The organism is Spirillospora sp. NPDC048911 (assembly GCF_043198015.1).
Classification (GTDB): domain Bacteria; phylum Actinomycetota; class Actinomycetes; order Streptosporangiales; family Streptosporangiaceae; genus Spirillospora.
Genome location: NZ_JBICUD010000004.1, coordinates 654,755 through 672,039, shown reverse-complemented (window position 1 = coordinate 672,039; position 17,285 = coordinate 654,755). Strand labels below are relative to the sequence as shown.

Genomic DNA, 17,285 nt, shown 5'->3' with positions numbered 1-17,285 from the left:
CGTTGGCGATGCCAAGGATGTGCCGGGGAGGGTCATGACGAACGGGGAACCCGCGGTCGCGGCGGACGGGCTGGTCAAGCGCTTCGGCGACGTGGAGGCCGTGCGGGGCATCGAGCTCGCGGTGGAGCCCGGGGAGATCTTCGGGTTCCTCGGGCCGAACGGCGCCGGCAAGTCGACGACCATCAACATGCTCTGCACCCTGCTGCGTCCCACGTCCGGTGGCGCGCGGGTCGCCGGCCACGACGTCGTCACCGAACGCGACCACGTGCGGCGCAACATCGGGCTGGTCTTCCAGGACCCGACGCTCGACGGGTACCTCACCGGCGAGCAGAACCTGCGCTTCCACGCCGAGCTGTACGGGGTGCCGCGCTCGCAGGTGGCCGACCGGATGCGGCAGATGCTGGACATGGTCGGGTTGTGGGACCGGCGCGGCGACCGCGTGGAGACCTACTCCGGCGGGATGAAGCGGCGGCTGGAGATCGCCCGGGGGCTGCTGCACTCGCCCCGGGTGCTGTTCCTGGACGAGCCGACGGTCGGCCTCGACCCGCAGACGCGCTCCTCGATCTGGGACTACATCCGCCGGCTCAAGGACGCCGAAGAGATCACGATCTTCATGACGACGCACTACATGGACGAGGCGGAGTACTGCGACCGGATCGCCATCATGGACCAGGGCGCCATCGTGGCGCTCGACACGCCCGAGGCGCTCAAGGCCGGGGTGGGCAAGGACCGCGTGCAGATCCACACCGACGACGACGCGGCGGCGATCGCGGCGCTGCGCGAGCGCTTCGATCTGGAGGCCAGGGTCGTCGAGGGCGCGGTGACGTTCGCGGTGCCGTCCGGCGAGGCCTTCGTGCCGCGGCTGTTCGCCGAGCTCGGGATGCCGATCAGGTCGGTGAGCGTCTCACGGCCGTCGCTGGACGATGTGTTCATGTCGTTCACCGGCAACACGATCCGCGACGCCGAGGGGTCGGCCAACGACTGGATGCGCATGGTGGCGCGGGGGAGGAGATGACCATGGGGACTCCGGCCACGGCGGAGGCGGGCGGCGGCGTCGCCCGCGTGCGGGTGCCCGAGAAGAGCCTCCGGCAGGACCTGCGCGTGGTGAAGATCGTCCTGCACCGGGAGCTGATCAGGTTCTGGCGCGACAAGATGCGCATGATCTCCAGCCTCGTCCAGCCGGTGCTGTGGCTGCTGGTGATGGGCACGGGCCTGTCCAACCTCATGGCGGGCGGCGGCGGCTCGTCCGGCGAGGTGGACCTCAAGACGTTCATCTTTCCGGGCGTCTGCGCGATGTCGGTGATGTTCACCGCGATGTTCTCGGGCGGATCGATCGTGTGGGACCGCGAGTTCGGCTTCCTGCGCGAGATGCTGGTCGCGCCGGTCAGCCGGACCGCCATCGTCGTCGGCAAGTGCCTCAGCGGCGCCACGGTGGCGACCCTGCAGGGCGCGGTGATCGTGATGCTGGCCGGGCTGGCGGGCGTGCCGTACGACCCGCTGCTGCTGCTCGAGCTGCTCGGGCTCATGTTCCTCGGGGCCTTCGCGATGACCTGCTTCGGCGTGATGATGGCCGCGCGGATCAAGACCATGCAGTCGTTCTTCGCCCTCCTGCAGATGGCGATGATGCCGATGATGTTCCTGTCGGGCGCCCTCTACCCGCTGAACGGCCTGCCCACCTGGCTGAGCGTGCTCACCCGGCTCAACCCGCTGACGTACGCGGTCGACCCGCTGCGCCAGGCCGTCTTCGCCCACCTCGACGTGTCGGAGGAGCTGCAGAAGACCTTCAACCCCGGCGTCACCTGGAACGGCTGGCTCGTCCCGGTCTGGCTCGAACTCGTCATCGTGGTCGGCATGGGGCTCGGGCTGATGGCCGTGGCCATCTGGGAGTTCCGCCGCGGCGAGTGAAGCCGGGTGACACCGGAGACCCCCGCCGCGGGGCAACGGGGGTCTCGGGCGACCGGAGGGGTCAGAAGACCGGCCGGACGGTGATGTTGTCGATGATCCAGGCCGCGTCGACACCGGCGGTGAGCCGCGTGTCGTTGAGCCGCGCCCCGTTGGCGAAGTTCATGATCGACGCGAACACCGCGACCTGCTGCCCGCCCGCATAGGTCTTCTGCGAGTTGACGCGGACCTTGCGCTTGGACCAGGCCGGGACGGCCTCGAAGTCCTGCCAGTTCTCCGTGGACGTGGTCCCGGTGCTCGCCAGCAGCCCGCTGACGGTCTCCTGCGGCACCGAGTCGGCCCAGTTGGAGTACACCTCGACCTGCACGGACTGGGAGAGCTCCACGCGGCAGCCCGAGCCTCCCGGCTCGTCGTCGGTGTCGATGAAGAACCGGCTGTGCTCGCACGTCACGTCCACGTCCACGACGAGCGGCCGGGCGGCCGGCAGCGTGAACAGGCGCATGTAGCCGTTGCGCCAGGACATCCAGGCCCAGCTGTTGTCGCCGGTCTCCCGCTGCCGGAACCGGATGTGGCTGCCCGCCCGGTTGATGGTCGGGGCCCAGAAGCTCTCCTGGTTCCAGACCGCGAAGTCGCCCGGCCGGGACGAGCCCCACGCGGGCCCCGGGTCCCAGTTGCCGTCGTAGGCGACCAGGGAGGCGTCGCCCTCCTCGAGCGCGCGGCCCTCGCCGGGCACGATGCTGACCTCCGCGTCGCCCATGCCGGGCAGCGCGGCGACGGCGCCGGCCTGCTCGGCGAAGTCGGCGCGCATCCGGTCGAGCGCGACGAGATCGACGCCGATCTCGGCCATGTACGCACGCTGCCGGGCGGAGCGGCGCAGCCGGGCTTCCAGGTCCGCGTCCTCGGCCAGGCGGTGCTCGGCCGCGTGGGCCCGCAGCCTCTTCTGGAGCTCGGCGGGAACGATCTTCAGCCGCTCGGCCTCGAACCGCTCCACGACGGCCTGTCCCGCGGCCACGATCCGCTCGGCCTGCGCCGCGTCGCGGGCCGCCATCGTCTCGCGCATGTGGTCGAGCGCCGTGGCCGGGATGGTGCCACTGTCGGTTGTGCTGGTCATCGGTGACCTCTCTCACTCGGTGTTGTCACGACCACCGACAGTCTTGGCTCCGGCGCGTCCGGAGACATCGGTGACGGCTACCGAGTTAGCGGCCCGCGGTCACCTACCCGGACACGGCGAGGCCCGCCGGACCAGGTGGTCCGGCGGGCCTGAGCCGCGCGTCGCGCTGTGCCGTGCTCTGTTTCTTGCTCTGTGCCGTTCGTGCCGCCCCGGGGCGGGTCAGACCGCGAAGTCGAGCAGCGGCTGGGCGTTGCTGGGGTGCCGCAGCTTGGACAGCGACTCCTTCTCCAGCTGGCGGATCCGCTCGCGGGTCAGCCCGAGGGCCTTGCCGATCTCGTCGAGCGTCCGGGGCGTCCCGTCGTACAGCCCGAACCGCATCGCCATGATCTTGGCCTCGCGCGGGTTGAGGATGTCGAGGGTGCGGCGCAGCTGCTCGGCCATGAGCTGGCGGTCGACCAGGTCGGAGGCCTCCGGGCTGTCGGTGTCCTCGATGAGGTCGCCGATGCGGGTCTCGCCGTCCTCGCCGATGGTGGAGTCCAGGCTGATCGGCTGCCGGCTCGTGCGCAGCAGCTCGCGCACCTGCTCGGGGCTCTTGTCGAGCTCGACCGCCAGCTCCTCGGGCGTGGGCTCGCGGCCCAGCCGCTGGTGCATGTCGCGCTCGATCCGGCTCAGCTTGCTGAGCATCTCCAGCACGTGGACGGGGAGGCGGATGGTGCGGGCCGAGTCGGCGAAGCCGCGCTGGATCGCCTGGCGGATCCACCACATGGCGTACGTCGAGAACTTGTAGCCCTTGGAGTAGTCGAACTTCTCCACCGCGCGGATCAGGCCCAGGTTGCCCTCTTGGACGACGTCCAGCAGCGACAGACCGCGGTCGGAGTACTTCTTGGCGACCGACACCACCAGCCGGAGGTTGGCCTCCAGCATGTGGGACTTGGCGCGGCGGCCGTCGGCGGCCACCCACTCCAGGTCGAGCCGGCGCTGCGGGCCGAGCTTCTGGGTTTCGAGCAGGTGCTCGGCGTACAGCCCGGCCTCGATGCGCTTGGCCAGGTCGACCTCCTGCTCGGCGGTGAGCAGCTGGCGCCGCCCGATCGCCTTGAGGTAGGTGTGCACCGAGTCGCCCATGGAGGTCGACTGGTCGTCGAGGTCGGCGGCCGGGGCGGCCTCGACCTCGGTCATCTCGAAGGTGCCGTCGTCGGGCCCGTCGTCGGCGCCGTCGAGCTCCGCGGCGGCGGGCTCGCGGTCGTCGACGGCCTGCACGGCCGACTTGACGGCGGACGTGGCGGTGGCCTTCTTGGCGGTGACCCGCTTCTTGGCCGGGGCCCTGGTGACCTTTGTCACGTCGGCCTCGCCCGTGGCCTCACCGGCCTCGGCCGCCTGGCCGGACTTGGCCTTGGCGCCCTTGGCGGGGGTCTTCTTCTTGGCGGACTCGGCTTCGCTGGCTAGGCTGATGCCGGCCTCGGAGAGCTCGCGCAGGATCGAACGACCCTGTGCCGGGCTGATACCGGCGGCCTCGAAGGCCTCGCGTACCTCGCCGAGCGAGAGGCGCCCTTGAGCACGGCCACGCTCGAGGAGGCCGGCGAGCGCCGGGCTCGTCAACTCCGTGAGCGGGGTCTCTACAGCGGTTCGCGGCATGGGGGCACCCCTCTCCCTTCACTGTGTGGGTGCGACGCAGAGGCGTGATTCGCTAGTGATGCGCGCACTTATCGGAACGCTGCACAGGCGCCTTCTTGTTCCCAGAGAGCGCGCCCGAAACCTGTGGCGTGGCCCTCCATCGGCTGAATCCCCTTGCGGGGCGCCGGTTTCACGTTTTGAAGGTTTCTCGGGTTCCGCATGACCCGGGGCGGAGACGGGCCTCAGGACGGGCCGGCTCCGGGGGCCTGCCGCTGACCATACCGGGCGATCACGCGGTCCCGCAGCTCGGGATCGTCACGGGGCACCGGCTCGAGGAAGACCTCGTCGATCTCCCCATGGGCGTCCCGCAGCTCGTGCGACATCCGCACGCACGCCCGTTCGACGTCACCGGCGGTCAGCGCGTCGTGGAAGTCCAGCCGGGCGCAGACGAGGACCCGGTCGGCGCCGACCGTCATGGTCACGATGTCGACCACCCATTCGATCTCCGGGGCGGCGGCGAGCAGCTCCCGGACGTCGTGGACGAGCCGGGGATCGGCCTGGTTGCCGATCAGCAGGTTGAGGTTGATGCGGCCGAGGATCAGCGCGACCGCCGTCAGCAGCAGGCCGATCATCATCGAGCCGACGCCGTCCCAGACGGCCGAGCCGGTGAGCTGGTGCAGGCCCAGCCCCGCGGCCGCGAAGATCAGCCCGAGCAGGGCGGCGGAGTCCTCCAGCAGCACGCTGATCGAGGTGGGCTCGTCGGTCCGCCGGATGTACCTGATCACCGGCAGGCCCTCGTCCCGGGCGTCCCGCCGGACCTGCCGCAGCGCCTGCTGCCAGGAGACGGCCTCCAGGGCGAACGCGACCGCCAGCACGACGTAGCCGACCAGCGGGTCGGACTCCGCGGCCGGATGCCCCAGGAACGTCTCGACGCCCTGGTAGAAGGCGAACAGCGCGCCCATCCCGAAGATCGCGACGGCGACGAGGAGCGTCCAGATGTAGCGCTCCTTGCCGTAGCCGAGCGGATGCCGCCGGTCGGCGGGGCGGCCGCTGCGGCGCAGCCCCACGATCAGCAGCACCTCGTTGAAGGTGTCGGCGATCGAGTGCGCCGCCTCCGCCGCCATGGACGCCGAACCGGTGATCACCGCGGCGACGATCTTGGCGATGGCAATGCCCAGGTTGGCACCGAACGCCAGCAGCACCGTCAGCGTGCTCTCCTGCTGCTCCTCGGCCATAGAGACCCAGCGTGCCACGCCGGGCCGGGATCACCGTGGACCGGGGCGCCGGAGAGTCTCCAGATCGGGTTTTCCCGACGGCAGCAGCGGTATCTCCCGCACCAGCTCCAGCTCGCGCGGCGCGGCGTAGGCGGGCAGGGTCTCGCGGACCCAGCCGCGCAGTTCGGCGAGCCCGGGCGCCCGCCCGGCGGGCACGACCACCGCGGTCACCCGCCGGCCCCACTCGGCGTCGGGCCGGCCCACGACCGCCACGTCCGCGACCTGGGGATGGCGGACCAGCGCCGCGGCGACCTCGCCCGCGACGACCTTCTCCCCGCCGGTGACGATCACGTCGTCGGCGCGGCCGCGGACGCGCAGCAGCCCGTCCTCGATCACGCCGAGGTCCTGGGTGACGAACCAGTCGCCGTCCCGTGCGGCCGCGGTGGCGTGTGGCCGCAGCCGGTATCCGCTGAACAGGACGGGCCCGGCGAGCCGGATGCGCCCGTCCGCCCCGATGGCCGTGCGCACGCCGTCCAGCGGCACGCCGTCGTACACGCAGCCGCCGCAGGTCTCGCTCATGCCGTACGTGGTGAAGACGCGCGCGCCGCGTTCGCGGGCCGCGTCGAGCAGGTCCGGGGGAGCGGCGGCGCCCCCGAGCAGGACGGAACGGAACTTCGACAGGTCGGTGCCCGCGTCCAGGAGCCGGCGGAGCTGCGTGGGGACCACGGAGAGATGCGCCACATCGGCGCCCGCCACCGCCGTCACGTCGAAGCGCGGCTGGATCACCGGCTCGGTGCCGGCGGCGAGCGACCGGACCAGCACCTGGACGCCGGCGATGTGGCTGGTGGGCAGGCAGCACAGCCAGCGGTCCTCTGGCTCGGCCCCGATCCGGGCGAACGTGGCGGCCGCCGAGGCGAGCAGCGCGGCCGCCGGCAGCTCGGCGATCTTGGGCGTGCCGGTGGACCCCGAGGTCGCGATCAGCACGGCGGTGTCATCCGCCACGGGGGTGCCCGTGACGGGACGCGTGCCGTCCTCGGTCTCGATCGCGTGCGGTGCCAGCGCGTTCAGCAGGTCGTGGAGCGCTGTCTCGGGCAGGTCGGGCGAGATCGGGCAGATCGCCGGGCCGGTGCCGTCCAGGGCCGCGGCCAGCGCCTCGAACAGGCGGGGCCCCGGCGGCAGGACGAGGGCGTGCAGGCGGCGGTCCATGATGCGATCAGCCTAATCGACCCCGCTGAACACGTTCATATCGGTGTGCCGTTGAATTGGGGGCGGAGCGGCGCGACACGGAAGAGGATCATATGGTTTCGGAGCTGTTCGACAGCGGCGCGTGGAAGGAAGTCGAGGGGTTCGGCTTCACCGACATCACCTATCACCGGGCGGTCGACCAGGGGACCGTCCGCATCGCGTTCAACCGGCCCGAGGTGCGCAACGCCTTCCGGCCGCACACGGTCGACGAGCTCTACCGGGCCATGGACCACGCCCGCATGTCCAGCGACGTCGGCTGCGTGCTCCTCACCGGCAACGGGCCGTCGCCGAGGGACGGCGGCTGGGCCTTCTGCTCGGGCGGCGACCAGCGGATCCGCGGCAAGGACGGCTACAAGTACGCCGAGGGGGAGACCGCCGACAGCATCGACCCGGCCCGCGCGGGGCGGCTGCACATCCTGGAGGTGCAGCGACTGATCCGGACCATGGGCAAGGTCGTCATCTGCGTCGTGCCGGGCTGGGCAGCCGGCGGGGGCCACAGCCTCCACGTCGTCTGCGACCTGACCCTGGCCAGCCGCGAGCACGCCCGCTTCAAGCAGACCGACGCCGACGTCGCCAGCTTCGACGGCGGGTTCGGCTCGGCCTACCTGGCCCGCCAGGTCGGACAGAAGTTCGCCCGCGAGATCTTCTTCCTGGGCGACACTTATGACGCCGAGGCCGCGCACCGGATGGGCATGGTCAACGCGGTCGTGCCGCACGCGGAGCTGGAGCGGACCGCGCTGGAGTGGGGCGCCAAGATCAACGGCAAGAGCCCGACGGCGCAGCGGATGCTCAAGTTCGCCTTCAACCTCGTCGACGACGGTCTGGTGGGGCAGCAGGTGTTCGCGGGCGAGGCGACCCGGCTCGCCTACGGGACCGATGAGGCCGCCGAGGGCCGTGATTCCTTCCTAGAGAAGCGTGACCCCGATTGGTCGCGTTTCCCGTGGTACTACTAATATCTTCGCCCTCCGATTCTGGCTCGTCAGCCGAATCGGATTCTTGGCCCTTGACCTGGTGCTGAGCTGATTTACGCGGGCTCCTCTTGGGTGCGCTCTCCCGTGGGGAGCCCAAGGGGAGCCCGAAAGTTCCGGCACCCCCGTTCGAGGCGGCCCGCGGCACCAGCGCCGCGGCCGCCTCTGCGGCCTCGCGCGCCAGATCGGGCAGCACACTGGTGTAGGTGTTGGACGTCAACTGCATGGAGGCGTGCCGCAGCTGAGCCTGGATCAGCTTCATGTCGACGCCGGCCGCGAGCATCAGCGTCGCGGTACCGTGCCGCAGGTCATGGAGCCGGATCGGCGGCAGCCCGGCCCGGAAGGTCAGCAGCAAGAACAGGTCGGAGACGTTGTCGGGGTGCAGCGGCTCGCCGTTCTCGCGGGTGAACACCCGCCCTGACGCGACCCAGGCCTCACGCCCCCAGGCCAGTTGGTCCTGCTTCTGCCTCGATCGGTGCGCCCGGAGCGCCTTGCCGGTGCCTGCGTCGATCGGGATGGCGTCGTCGCTGGAATCGCTTTTGGGGGCGGTCTCCTCGACCTCGTCGTAGGTGATGTTCACCCGCTGAATGCTGATCGCCAGTTCCAGTCCCTCAAGGTCGACCTCGGGCCAGCGCAGCCCGCACGCCTCCCCGCGGCGGATGCCGGTGAATGCCATGGTGTGGAACAGCGCGTACAGGCGGTGCTCGGCGATCGAGTCGAGGAACGCGCCGGTCTGGTCGGGAGTCCACACCATCGCCTTGGACGGCCTCGGCACGCTCTTCCAGATCTTGAACGCGCGCACTGATCGGCTGTCTGCCGGTTCGCCCGCCGCTCCCAGTGCCTTGATGTACTCGGCTTGCCAGGCTGTGGTGCGGACGTCAGTCCACACCAGCGCCTTGGGGGGCTTGTAGGCGGGGAGCTGGACGAGTTTCGCCCAGTTCACGGTGATGTAGCCCTGGGCTGCGGCATCGGAGAGTGCTTTCCGGAGGGTGGCGCGGATCTGCCCCATGGTTCCCGGTCCCACCTGACGGCGGAACGGGGGAAGCTCCGCGATCTTGTCCAGGATCTCCTGGTGGGCGGCGTTGTCGCGCTCCTGCTTGGCGTGCCGGGCGGCGTGGCGGAGTTCGCGGCGCAGGTCGGCCGCAGCGGCGATGACGGGGTTCTCCGCTGCGATCGCGTCGAACATGTCGTTGAGGTGTTTGACCCGCAGCCGGTCCAGCTCAAGATGCCCCAAATGGGGCCGGAGGTACTTGCGGATGTGGGTGGAATACCGGCGACGGGTGCTGGCGCGGATCGTGCGATGGTCCTTGAGCCACTGGTCAAGGTACTCACCAACAAGGATCTTGGTTTGTGCGTTGCCGCCGCGGGCTTCCTTGGCCTTGGCCTCGTCCATCCCGGCCTGCGCCTCGGTCTCCGAGGCGAATCCGCCGCGGCGCAGCGTGCGGCGTTTGCCGTTCGGGCCGGCCTCCAGTTCGAGCCGGTAGTACCAGGTGCCGTGCCGCGGGTTCCAAGAGCCGTCCTTGCGCCGCAGCTTGGGGCAGGCCTGGCCGAGTTCCTTGCCGTCGGCGTCGCGGCATTTGCAGCGCTTGTAGGTGGAGCCCTTCATGCCCGGTCGCCTCGATCGAGGCGCTCGCCGAAAGTGATGCGGCGGAGCCGGTCGAGGGCCTCCTCGTCGGTGACTCCCTCAAGGACGCCGGCGTTGACCTGGCTCATGAGGCGCTGCCCCCACCGGTGCATCTCGTCGAGGAACCGTCGTCGTTCGGCGGCGCTGGCCGCGTCCAGGTGCCGGTCAAAGTGCTGCTCGCCGGCGGCCTGCGCGAGTTTCACGACCTGGGTGACCAGCCCGGCCGCCTCCCGGTCGATCGCCTCACGCTGGTGGTGGAGGGCCGCGAGCCTGGTCAGCCCGTCGCGCAGCTGGGTGTCCCAGACTGCCTCGAGTGGAATCAGCAGTTCGTCGAGAGGGACCTCGAAGACCTTGGCGAATCCGAGGGCGTCGTCGACGCTGATGGATCGCCGCTTTCCGTCCTTCGGTTTGACGATCTTCGAGATGGAGGACTGGTGGAACGGGTGGCCGGCGTCGGTCATTTCCTTGGCGAGGCGTTCCTGGGACCAGCCGCGGACGTCCATCTCCCACGCGATGCGGCGGGCGAGGCTGTCCTCGCTCATGAAGCCAAGCTCGGTTCGACTCTGTCCGGCATCATCCGTCACGCAACCGCCTCCATCCAATCTGAATGGACTGTACCCCCATCTCGATTGCCTGCGCCACCGTCTTCGTGTCATTCTGATTCAGATCAACCCCCATCCATCCGGAATGACACGCCATGACACCATCCGACATCCCTGGAGAGGGCGCCCCCATGAGCAAGACCGGCCTCATAGTCGAACCGCTGACCGTCGAAGAAGTCCTTGAACTTCCCGTCATGGTGGACATCGTCACCGCTGGCAAGTGCTTCGGTATCGGCCGGACGAAAGCTCAGGAGCTCGCCCGCAATGGCGAGTTCCCGTGTGATGTTCTTCGGCTTGGTGTCCAGTACCGCGTGACCCGGGCCGCCTTGCTGCAGGCGCTCGGCCTCGCCCAGGAATCTGCCTAGTCCGTCGGCTGCGTCATGCGCTCGGCTGGCTGCTGACCGACCTTCACCTTCTTGCCCTTGGGAACCTTCGCCTTCTTGGTCTTCTTCGGCTTCTTGTCTTTGGGCTGTTTGCCTGGCGCTGTCTTGGGTGTGTCTTTGCCGCCGTTGCCCGGCTTGGGCGTAGAAGGCGGTGCCGGCGCAGGCGGGTCGGCAGAGGGCGGTGGCGGTGACCAGGGGCTCGGGGAGGGCGCCGGGGGTGGTGTCGCGGCGGGGCTTGGTTCCTGGCGTGGTGTGGCGTCCGGTGGCGTGCTGGTGGCGGCCTGCCGGGGTGTCGCCTCTGAGCGGGGGGCGCTGCGGCCGGTGGGGGATGCGGCGGGACCGGGGCGCGGTGGTATGTGCTGCGAGGTGAGCAGCGGGTCAGCGGCGGTTCGGGCCTGTGGAGCCGGCGTCGCTGCGGGTTCGGACGGCGGGTCGGTGAGGTGGCTGGGGGCGATGCTGGCGGTGGCGACGACACCGACGACGGCGACGGTCGACGCGGTCTGCGCGACCGGCCCGGACAGCAGCTCGGCGGCTCGTTGGGTGAGGGCGGCCAGGGACGGGATGTGGAGTAGCGCGGCGAGGCTGCCCCATCCGCCGATGCTGCGGCGGCTGGCGCGGAGGCCTTCACCGGCGCCGTCGCCGCACACGTAGTAGCGGTGGCCGTCGCGGTCCCAGCTCGCCACGATGATCTCGGCGGGCAGTTCGGGGTGGCGGGAGAACCCCCCACATGGCGCAGCCGGCGCACTCTGGATGTCGTCGATGACGCGCAGCAGCGCCTCCCAGATGCCGGTCTCCTGGGCGACGGTGAGCCGGTGTTCCCTGCTGGTTTTGGTGATGAGCTGGACGCGCTGGCCGCGGATGTACACGTCGTGGCGAGATTGGCCGTCACCGTGGCGCAGCGCGCGCAGCATCCGTGCGGGGACTTTGGCGCGGCGGGCTGCTTGGAGATGGAGGTCGCGGGCCTCGTTGTCGATGTCGCGTTCGCGTTCGGCCCACATGTCGGGGTGTTTGCGGGCGTGCCATCCCCAGAGGTTGAGCCAGTCGCGGCCTCGGATCGCCGGCAGGGGGAGGGGGCCGGGGTGGTCGAGGGCGGGGTTGTGGGGGATGGGGTGGGCGCCGGAGTCGTCGACGGACATGCAGGCACACCTCGCGTGCGTTGCTATGTGGTTGTGTGCCGAGGCTGAGGCTGCCTGTTATTAGAAGACGGTGCAACAGGGCGGGATGTTGACCGTTCACGCAAGCTGTTACCGATCTGTTACAGACGGATCGGGGGGAGGTTGCCTGCGCGTGGAAGGGAAACGTCGGTAGCCTCCGCCGCGCTATCCGGCCTGGCTGTGTCCGTTGTCCCGACGCGTGTGGAGTCGCTCCATCAGTTGGGGGAGCAGCTCGGGGATCCGGTCGGCCATCTTGAAGAGCATCAGGATGCCGAGGCTATCGATGGCGGGTTCGGCCTTGGGGTCACGGCTCCATCGCACGCAGGCGATCGCGAAGCCGCGTTCGTCGGCGGTGAGGCCGGGGATGAGCCAGATCGCGCGTTCCCACGGCTCTATGTCTTGCAGGCTGACACCGGGCGGAATGTCTGCGGCGGGCGGCTCGGGCGGGAAGTTGAGCAACCCTGTTCCTGCGTGGTGGGGGTACTCCGTCACCGTTGAGTCTTTGAGGATCTCTTCGATCGCGCCTTGGGGAAGTCGGTACGCGACCTCGATGGCGGCGATCATGTCATCGCTGAAGGTCTTCCGGTAGGCGTTCTCGATCTCCTGGACCGTCTTGTCGGTGAGGTGGTTGTCCTCGGCGAAGACGCGTCTGATGCGGTACCGCTGGTTCAGTTGGGGTCTGCGGAGTCTGAGGAGCTGGCCGAGACGCTCCCAGTCTTCGTCTGGGTATTTCTCCATCTAGCGCTCCTGGTCTCCTGTCATCGCCTGCATGTTCGCGGAAATATTTCGGGGCGTCAAGTGATCTAGGTCTCTGGGTATCGGTGCAGGTCAGCGTGAGGTGGCCGAAACGACACGCCGGACTGCACCTTTTCCACTAGCCCAACGCGCAAAGATCGTCTCCTCTGGACGCTTGTCGGCAAAGGGCTGTTTCCTCTAGTCTCCTCTCATGAACCGGCGACAGAGAGCGCGGCGCGGCGAAGGCAGGAATCCGCAGAAGCCTCAGAATGGCTTCGCGATTCGGGAGTTCCGGCAGATTCGCCGCTGGTCTGGCACCGCACTCGCCCGGGAGATCGGAATCTCCCACTCGACTCTGTCCAACATCGAAGCCGAGCGGCGACCCGCGAGCGATGAGGTCTTGAACGCCATCGCCTTCGCTCTCGATATCGACGTTCGTGCGATCAGACGCGACAAGGTCGGGGTGGCGTCCGAAACCCCTTTGGGTGTGAGTGGGGCGGTCGCATGCTGACCGTTATCGAACACCGGAGGGCTTCTTTCGAAGAGCCCGCTCCTCGGAGCCGGCCATGACCGAACTTCAGTCGTTCGACTTCCACGGCGATCGCATTCTGTTGCTCGACGTCCAAGGGCAACCCGAGATCGTTCTCAAGCCAGCGCTCGAAGCCTTGGGTGTCGACTACTGGAGGCAGATCGAAAAGCTGCGTCGCCGCTCGTGGGCTGCAACCCACTTGAGGGGGGTGCAGGTCCCTGACCAGGTACAACGCAGGGAGATGGTGACCTGCGATGTCCGGACCTTTCTCATGCTGCTGGCGACGATCGACGAAACCAAGGTCGCAGAGCGGATCAGACCAAAGCTGATCGCCTACCAATCCGAAGTCGCTGACGCCATCCATGACTACTGGACCAAGGGCCGAGCCACCAACCCGCGTGTTCTCCATGACCGCGAACCTCTGACCTTCACATGGGAAGAGCTCGCTGCGGTCCTGAGCCAACGTCATTTCATCAACCTGTCAGTGGTCTCACTTACCCGGACCCTGCGGTCAGCTGGGGTGCTGAAGCAGACCGGATCGCCCCGCAAGGAGTACGCCCACCTGTTCTGGTTCTCCGGCTCCGCATGGCTGATCAGTCCCACGGCTGTCGCGTTCCTGGCAGCCAAGGCTTACGACACGATCACCCGGCTGGAAGCCAGGGGATTCCTGCAGATCGGCCTCACCGAGGTCGACGTTGCCGCCGCCCAGCTCGAACTTGAGGGCACGTCATGAGCGGTGTGGAGTCTGCTGCCTGGTACCGGCCCGGCATGCCTGACCGGGAGGTCCAGGAGTGGCTGGCCGCTGAACGAGCCGCCGCACTCGCCCCGGAGATCGCACCCACCGACGACATCGCGCTGAGCCTGCGCGCGCTCTTCCCGGATTTTCCGTCCTGGCTGGCCGCGCACCGCGCAGAGCAGGTGCAGGACCCCGCAGCGTAAATCGGCCCCGGTCGGGATGTGCCTCCCGGACCGGGACCAGGCCGAACCGACAACACCAGATCAACAGGAAGGAGTCGGCCGACATGAGTGATGGTAATGCCGCCCTGGGTCGAGCACCGATGCCGCCAAAGGACGAACTGAAAACCGCAGCCCGTGAACTGCGGACCCGAGCGAGGTACGCCACCGACGGTCCGTGGACGTGCTCGCCCGTGTTCTCACCGGACGCGGCCGCCACCAGCGGCGTGTACTCGCTCGCCCACCCGACGGGGACCGTCGAGTCGGAGGTGGTAGCCGCAGGCCGGATCAGATCGGGCTATGGCGGCATCCGCAACGGCCACAACGCCATCTGGATCACGCTCATGCAGCCCGGCGTGGCTGAGCCTCTCGCCGATCTGCTGGACGCTTTCGCGGCCATAGAGCCTGTGCTGGACACGGGCAAGGCCGTCGCTGTCGCCCGCGCGATCAACCAGGCCGCTGGGGTCAAGCGGTGAACCCGGCCGAGGAACTGCGCGCCGCCGCGTCCCTGCTGCGCGACACGGCCGCCAAAGCCTTCAAGGACCGGGCGTGGGAGAACCACGAGGACGACCTGTGGATCGGCGGCCCGGTCTGGGGCTATCGCATCCAGAAGCTCGGCACCCTCACTGAGGCCGACTCCGCGTGGATCGCACTCGCCCAGCCTCGCATCGCCGAGCCGCTCGCCGCATGGCTGGAGAAGGTCGCCACCGACCACGAGATCAGCATGCAGGCCCACGCGGGCTCCGTCATCTCGCCACACAATCCCGCCCTTGCGGTTGCCCGCGCCATCTGCCCGCCCGCCGACGACGCCGAGGTGACCCGGTGAGCTTCGAGTCGCGCACCTATGACAACGACCACGGAGACCCGGTGGTGGTGCTCGTCGTCACCGGCACCCATGACGTCTCCCGGCTGATGAACCTGCTCGCTGGCAGCCGCATGGCGCTGTGCGAACACCAGGGTCTCGCCGAGCGCATGCTCCGTCAGGTCAAGCGGCACAACGGCGGCGCGGCGGCCCTGCGGCTCCTCCGTGAGCACGGCGGCCCCGACCTGCTCGATACGGCGCAGGCGCGGGCCGAGGAGCGTGTGCTCGCGGTTCACGAGGAGGAGCTCACGCGCTTCCGCGCCCAAGAGCGCGGTCGTGACCTGTCCCGCGCACAGAACCAGGCCCAGGAGGCCACCCGATGACCGAGCAGCAGACGACCGCGCCCTCCTGGGACGTCCGCCAACTGCGGTCCGGCCGCAACTGGTCCGGGTTCCTCACCCTCGACAACCTCGACGCCGTCGCTGATCGAATCCGAAACCTGATCGGTGACCAACAGTCGTACGTGTGGATGGCCAGCAACGAAGGCCTCGGTGACTACCTGCCCAGCGTCCGCACGGGACAGGTAGCCGACAAGATCACGGTTAAGCGCGATGACGCAGATGGAACGCTGATCGGCGACATCACGGTCCACGACTCGCACGGCCTCTGGTGGATCACGACCGAGGCAGCGGACCAGGCAGCGGCTCGAGGACACACGCCGGCCGATGCCGCGTATCTGGAGGTCAAACACGACCACATCGTGATCGACCACAAGGTGCCCGCTGGTCACCGGGTCTATTGGGTCGTCGCTGTTGAGCGCGGCGCTGAGGACGGTGCGGCATGACCGTCACGCTGACCAAGACTCACACCACATGGGGTGTCCGCCACGCCGCCGCGCATGACTCGATCACCCATGTGGACCAGCGCGCCAACGAAACCGACGCCCGCCGCTGGTTGAACGCGCTGCTGTTCTGCGGCAACTGCGACGCGGTGCTGGTGTGCCGTGGCCGCGACACCGACGAGTGGACCCCAGCCGGACCGGCGGTGGCGCCGTGACGCTCCTGGAGAAGATCCGCTTCCTGCACGACTCCATCGACGGCGGCCTGGTCTCGTTCGGCACCGCCGTTGACATCCTCATCGAAGCCTCCGGCGGCGTGGTCTCCGCAGACGCCGCGAAGACCCTTCTCCACCGCCCCAGCAGCGCCGCTGACGGCGACTGGCTCCCGTACCGCGACTGGGCGGGGCGGTGGAAGCGATGAGCATCCGTTACGAGAACCGCCGCCATGCCGTCGGCGATGTGGTCATGGCCGGCTACGAGCGGCTCCTCGCTGTGGCTGAGGCCGTCAAGCAGGCGCTGACCCCCAAGGAGGCGGCCCGGCGATCGAACTCGCTGCCGTCCCGCCTGCAAAGCGCGCCGACGCGTAGCTGCCTCATCGTCCGAGAGGAACGCGCCGATGCCTGAGCCGATGAGCGACGAGCGCCTCGCCGAGATCCGCGAGCGCATCGCTCGCATGGAGGAGTCGGACGACTACCTCTCCCTCGTCGAGGCGTATGCCCGGGACCTGCTGGCCGAGGTGGAGCGGCTCCGCGCCGAGCTGGCAGCGTTCTGCCCGCCTGGCCACATCGGGGCCGGTGAGATGCCCGCCCTGTGCCCGTCATGCACGCAGTACTGCGTGCCCGGCCTGCCCCGCTGCGCACGATGCTTCCGTGCCGAACTAGACGGGCTGCGCGAATACCGCGACCAGCGTGAGGCTGAGATCAGACAAGCGCTGACCAGCGTGGGTGAAGCGACCGGGCTTCCCCGCCCCACCACCCTTCGCGACGTGCCCGGCGCTATCCGCGCCAGGCTCCACGATGCCTTCCGCGCCCTCGACGGCGAGGAGGGGCCCGGTGAGTGAGAACTACCGACGCCTCATGTACGCCCTCGAGCAGGCGGAGAAGGGCATTCGCGGGGCCAAAGCAGAGCGGACTCGACTCATCCGCAACGCGATCGTCGTCCTCGAAGCGCTGGAGACGGTCGAGGGTGAACGGGACCGCCTCGCCGCGCAGGTGAAGCGCGTCGAGCAGCTGCGGGACCGGTGGGAGGCCGCCGTACGCGACCCGTCCACCTACCACGGCGGCGCCGAGCATGCGGCAGCCCTGGCCGCCAGCCACCTGCCCGACCTGCGCCGCGCCCTCAAAGGTGGGGAGGCGTCCGATGTGGACTGACCCGTTGCACGCCCTCGGGTCCTGCGCCATCGGCATCGGCATCGCCGTCTGGGCTGTTCATCGCAGTCAGCCCGATGATCGCCGCCCCTTCGGCCAGCGCTACCACGAAGACATTGGCCCGGACTTGCTCACTGCTCTTCGTGCTGAGCGCAAGGACTGGCCGTGCAGCGACTTGCGCGGCTACGGCTCCGAGGAGGACCGGTGAGCCCCGCCCAGTCCGCCCCACTCGCGGCGGCTCGGCCC

At 69.1% G+C, this 17,285-nt stretch carries 24 protein-coding genes and 1 pseudogene; 17 read left to right on the top strand and 8 right to left on the bottom strand.

The window, feature by feature from the left end; all coding sequences use genetic code 11:
• Positions 1-34 precede the first annotated feature (34 nt).
• Together ACGFNU_RS21795 and ACGFNU_RS21790 are read left to right on the top strand one after the other, a co-directional pair.
• The gene (locus ACGFNU_RS21795) at positions 35-1,015 is read left to right on the top strand and encodes an ATP-binding cassette domain-containing protein (RefSeq protein WP_392596152.1); all 981 of its coding nucleotides are present in this window, start codon (positions 35-37) and stop codon (positions 1,013-1,015) included.
• Positions 1,016-1,017: 2 nt separating this feature from the next.
• Positions 1,018-1,905, top strand: a complete 888-nt coding sequence (locus tag ACGFNU_RS21790) for an ABC transporter permease (protein WP_392596150.1) — start codon at positions 1,018-1,020, stop codon at positions 1,903-1,905.
• Positions 1,906-1,966: 61 nt separating this feature from the next.
• Here ACGFNU_RS21790 and ACGFNU_RS21785 read toward each other — a convergent pair whose 3' ends face one another.
• The 4 genes from ACGFNU_RS21785 to ACGFNU_RS21770 form a co-directional block, all read right to left on the bottom strand.
• On the bottom strand, positions 1,967-3,013 hold the full coding sequence (locus ACGFNU_RS21785; RefSeq protein ID WP_392596148.1) for a hypothetical protein: 1,047 nt from the start codon (positions 3,011-3,013) through the stop codon (positions 1,967-1,969).
• Positions 3,014-3,232: 219 nt separating this feature from the next.
• Complete coding sequence (locus ACGFNU_RS21780) at positions 3,233-4,645, bottom strand: RNA polymerase sigma factor (RefSeq protein ID WP_392596146.1); 1,413 nt, start codon at positions 4,643-4,645, stop codon at positions 3,233-3,235.
• A gap of 221 nt (positions 4,646-4,866) precedes the next feature.
• Entirely contained in the window at positions 4,867-5,859 is a 993-nt protein-coding gene (locus ACGFNU_RS21775) for a cation diffusion facilitator family transporter (protein ID WP_392596145.1), read from the bottom strand.
• A 30-nt stretch (positions 5,860-5,889) separates the two neighbouring features.
• Positions 5,890-7,044, bottom strand: coding sequence for an AMP-binding protein (locus ACGFNU_RS21770; protein WP_392596143.1), 1,155 nt, complete (start codon positions 7,042-7,044; stop codon positions 5,890-5,892).
• A gap of 92 nt (positions 7,045-7,136) precedes the next feature.
• Here ACGFNU_RS21770 and ACGFNU_RS21765 point away from each other — a divergent pair, with 92 nt between their 5' ends.
• Positions 7,137-8,036, top strand: coding sequence for a 1,4-dihydroxy-2-naphthoyl-CoA synthase (locus ACGFNU_RS21765; protein ID WP_392596142.1), 900 nt, complete (start codon positions 7,137-7,139; stop codon positions 8,034-8,036).
• A 220-nt stretch (positions 8,037-8,256) separates the two neighbouring features.
• Here the strand turns inward: ACGFNU_RS21765 and ACGFNU_RS21760 are convergent.
• Both ACGFNU_RS21760 and ACGFNU_RS21755 read right to left on the bottom strand, forming a co-directional pair.
• A pseudogene (locus tag ACGFNU_RS21760) lies at positions 8,257-9,657 on the bottom strand (tyrosine-type recombinase/integrase); the annotation flags it as partial.
• Positions 9,654-10,217: a helix-turn-helix domain-containing protein gene (locus ACGFNU_RS21755; RefSeq protein ID WP_392596140.1), complete on the bottom strand. Its 564-nt coding sequence runs from the start codon at positions 10,215-10,217 to the stop codon at positions 9,654-9,656. The pseudogene ACGFNU_RS21760 and the gene ACGFNU_RS21755, both read right to left, overlap by 4 nt.
• 191 nt (positions 10,218-10,408) lie before the next feature.
• On the opposite strand from ACGFNU_RS21755, the gene ACGFNU_RS21750 reads away from it, so the two are divergent.
• Positions 10,409-10,642, top strand: a complete 234-nt coding sequence (locus ACGFNU_RS21750) for a hypothetical protein (protein WP_392596139.1) — start codon at positions 10,409-10,411, stop codon at positions 10,640-10,642.
• On the opposite strand, the gene ACGFNU_RS21745 is transcribed toward ACGFNU_RS21750, so the two are convergent.
• Both ACGFNU_RS21745 and ACGFNU_RS21740 read right to left on the bottom strand, forming a co-directional pair.
• Positions 10,639-11,796, bottom strand: coding sequence for a hypothetical protein (locus tag ACGFNU_RS21745; protein ID WP_392596137.1), 1,158 nt, complete (start codon positions 11,794-11,796; stop codon positions 10,639-10,641). The two genes, ACGFNU_RS21750 and ACGFNU_RS21745, sit on opposite strands and share 4 nt — an antisense overlap.
• A gap of 183 nt (positions 11,797-11,979) precedes the next feature.
• The gene (locus ACGFNU_RS21740) at positions 11,980-12,552 is read right to left on the bottom strand and encodes a hypothetical protein (RefSeq protein WP_392596136.1); all 573 of its coding nucleotides are present in this window, start codon (positions 12,550-12,552) and stop codon (positions 11,980-11,982) included.
• 208 nt (positions 12,553-12,760) lie between these two features.
• Between ACGFNU_RS21740 and ACGFNU_RS21735 the strand changes: the two genes are divergently transcribed.
• The 13 genes from ACGFNU_RS21735 (at position 12,761) to ACGFNU_RS21675 (ending at position 17,247) form a co-directional block, all read left to right on the top strand.
• On the top strand, positions 12,761-13,060 hold the full coding sequence (locus ACGFNU_RS21735) for a helix-turn-helix domain-containing protein (RefSeq protein WP_392596135.1): 300 nt from the start codon (positions 12,761-12,763) through the stop codon (positions 13,058-13,060).
• 55 nt (positions 13,061-13,115) lie between these two features.
• On the top strand, positions 13,116-13,811 hold the full coding sequence (locus ACGFNU_RS21730) for a phage antirepressor N-terminal domain-containing protein (RefSeq protein WP_392596133.1): 696 nt from the start codon (positions 13,116-13,118) through the stop codon (positions 13,809-13,811).
• Positions 13,808-14,017 (top strand): hypothetical protein, encoded by a 210-nt coding sequence (locus tag ACGFNU_RS21725; protein ID WP_392596131.1) that lies wholly within the window; start codon positions 13,808-13,810, stop codon positions 14,015-14,017. Before ACGFNU_RS21730 ends, ACGFNU_RS21725 begins: the two co-directional genes overlap by 4 nt.
• A 209-nt stretch (positions 14,018-14,226) precedes the next feature.
• Entirely contained in the window at positions 14,227-14,508 is a 282-nt protein-coding gene (locus ACGFNU_RS21720) for a hypothetical protein (RefSeq protein ID WP_392596129.1), read from the top strand.
• Positions 14,505-14,858, top strand: a complete 354-nt coding sequence (locus ACGFNU_RS21715) for a hypothetical protein (RefSeq protein ID WP_392596127.1) — start codon at positions 14,505-14,507, stop codon at positions 14,856-14,858. Before ACGFNU_RS21720 ends, ACGFNU_RS21715 begins: the two co-directional genes overlap by 4 nt.
• On the top strand, positions 14,855-15,217 hold the full coding sequence (locus ACGFNU_RS21710; protein ID WP_392596126.1) for a hypothetical protein: 363 nt from the start codon (positions 14,855-14,857) through the stop codon (positions 15,215-15,217). Before ACGFNU_RS21715 ends, ACGFNU_RS21710 begins: the two co-directional genes overlap by 4 nt.
• Positions 15,214-15,678 carry a hypothetical protein gene (locus tag ACGFNU_RS21705; RefSeq protein WP_392596125.1) on the top strand — a complete coding sequence of 155 codons (465 nt, stop codon included), beginning with the start codon at positions 15,214-15,216 and terminating at the stop codon, positions 15,676-15,678. The genes ACGFNU_RS21710 and ACGFNU_RS21705 overlap by 4 nt, the downstream gene beginning before the upstream one ends.
• Entirely contained in the window at positions 15,675-15,890 is a 216-nt protein-coding gene (locus ACGFNU_RS21700) for a hypothetical protein (RefSeq protein ID WP_392596123.1), read from the top strand. The genes ACGFNU_RS21705 and ACGFNU_RS21700 overlap by 4 nt, the downstream gene beginning before the upstream one ends.
• Positions 15,887-16,093, top strand: coding sequence for a hypothetical protein (locus ACGFNU_RS21695; RefSeq protein ID WP_392596122.1), 207 nt, complete (start codon positions 15,887-15,889; stop codon positions 16,091-16,093). Before ACGFNU_RS21700 ends, ACGFNU_RS21695 begins: the two co-directional genes overlap by 4 nt.
• On the top strand, positions 16,090-16,296 hold the full coding sequence (locus tag ACGFNU_RS21690) for a hypothetical protein (protein WP_392596120.1): 207 nt from the start codon (positions 16,090-16,092) through the stop codon (positions 16,294-16,296). Before ACGFNU_RS21695 ends, ACGFNU_RS21690 begins: the two co-directional genes overlap by 4 nt.
• Entirely contained in the window at positions 16,289-16,732 is a 444-nt protein-coding gene (locus ACGFNU_RS21685; RefSeq protein ID WP_392596119.1) for a hypothetical protein, read from the top strand. The genes ACGFNU_RS21690 and ACGFNU_RS21685 overlap by 8 nt, the downstream gene beginning before the upstream one ends.
• A complete protein-coding gene (locus ACGFNU_RS21680) occupies positions 16,725-17,042 on the top strand; it encodes a hypothetical protein (RefSeq protein WP_392596118.1) in 318 nt (105 codons plus the stop codon). The genes ACGFNU_RS21685 and ACGFNU_RS21680 overlap by 8 nt, the downstream gene beginning before the upstream one ends.
• Positions 17,032-17,247, top strand: coding sequence for a hypothetical protein (locus tag ACGFNU_RS21675; RefSeq protein WP_392596116.1), 216 nt, complete (start codon positions 17,032-17,034; stop codon positions 17,245-17,247). The genes ACGFNU_RS21680 and ACGFNU_RS21675 overlap by 11 nt, the downstream gene beginning before the upstream one ends.
• Positions 17,248-17,285 lie beyond the last annotated feature (38 nt).

Bases quoted from the DNA above. Each gene is read 5' to 3' on its own strand.
- ACGFNU_RS21795 (WP_392596152.1), top strand. From the start codon at position 35: ATGACGAACGGGGAACCCGCGGTCGCGGCGGACGGGCTGGTCAAGCGC.
- ACGFNU_RS21790 (WP_392596150.1), top strand. From the start codon at position 1,018: ATGGGGACTCCGGCCACGGCGGAGGCGGGCGGCGGCGTCGCCCGCGTG.
- ACGFNU_RS21785 (WP_392596148.1), bottom strand. From the start codon at position 3,013: ATGACCAGCACAACCGACAGTGGCACCATCCCGGCCACGGCGCTCGAC.
- ACGFNU_RS21780 (WP_392596146.1), bottom strand. From the start codon at position 4,645: ATGCCGCGAACCGCTGTAGAGACCCCGCTCACGGAGTTGACGAGCCCG.
- ACGFNU_RS21775 (WP_392596145.1), bottom strand. From the start codon at position 5,859: ATGGCCGAGGAGCAGCAGGAGAGCACGCTGACGGTGCTGCTGGCGTTC.
- ACGFNU_RS21770 (WP_392596143.1), bottom strand. From the start codon at position 7,044: ATGGACCGCCGCCTGCACGCCCTCGTCCTGCCGCCGGGGCCCCGCCTG.
- ACGFNU_RS21765 (WP_392596142.1), top strand. From the start codon at position 7,137: ATGGTTTCGGAGCTGTTCGACAGCGGCGCGTGGAAGGAAGTCGAGGGG.
- ACGFNU_RS21755 (WP_392596140.1), bottom strand. From the start codon at position 10,217: ATGAGCGAGGACAGCCTCGCCCGCCGCATCGCGTGGGAGATGGACGTC.
- ACGFNU_RS21750 (WP_392596139.1), top strand. From the start codon at position 10,409: ATGAGCAAGACCGGCCTCATAGTCGAACCGCTGACCGTCGAAGAAGTC.
- ACGFNU_RS21745 (WP_392596137.1), bottom strand. From the start codon at position 11,796: ATGTCCGTCGACGACTCCGGCGCCCACCCCATCCCCCACAACCCCGCC.
- ACGFNU_RS21740 (WP_392596136.1), bottom strand. From the start codon at position 12,552: ATGGAGAAATACCCAGACGAAGACTGGGAGCGTCTCGGCCAGCTCCTC.
- ACGFNU_RS21735 (WP_392596135.1), top strand. From the start codon at position 12,761: ATGAACCGGCGACAGAGAGCGCGGCGCGGCGAAGGCAGGAATCCGCAG.
- ACGFNU_RS21730 (WP_392596133.1), top strand. From the start codon at position 13,116: ATGACCGAACTTCAGTCGTTCGACTTCCACGGCGATCGCATTCTGTTG.
- ACGFNU_RS21725 (WP_392596131.1), top strand. From the start codon at position 13,808: ATGAGCGGTGTGGAGTCTGCTGCCTGGTACCGGCCCGGCATGCCTGAC.
- ACGFNU_RS21705 (WP_392596125.1), top strand. From the start codon at position 15,214: ATGACCGAGCAGCAGACGACCGCGCCCTCCTGGGACGTCCGCCAACTG.
- ACGFNU_RS21700 (WP_392596123.1), top strand. From the start codon at position 15,675: ATGACCGTCACGCTGACCAAGACTCACACCACATGGGGTGTCCGCCAC.
- ACGFNU_RS21690 (WP_392596120.1), top strand. From the start codon at position 16,090: ATGAGCATCCGTTACGAGAACCGCCGCCATGCCGTCGGCGATGTGGTC.
- ACGFNU_RS21685 (WP_392596119.1), top strand. From the start codon at position 16,289: ATGCCTGAGCCGATGAGCGACGAGCGCCTCGCCGAGATCCGCGAGCGC.
- ACGFNU_RS21675 (WP_392596116.1), top strand. From the start codon at position 17,032: ATGTGGACTGACCCGTTGCACGCCCTCGGGTCCTGCGCCATCGGCATC.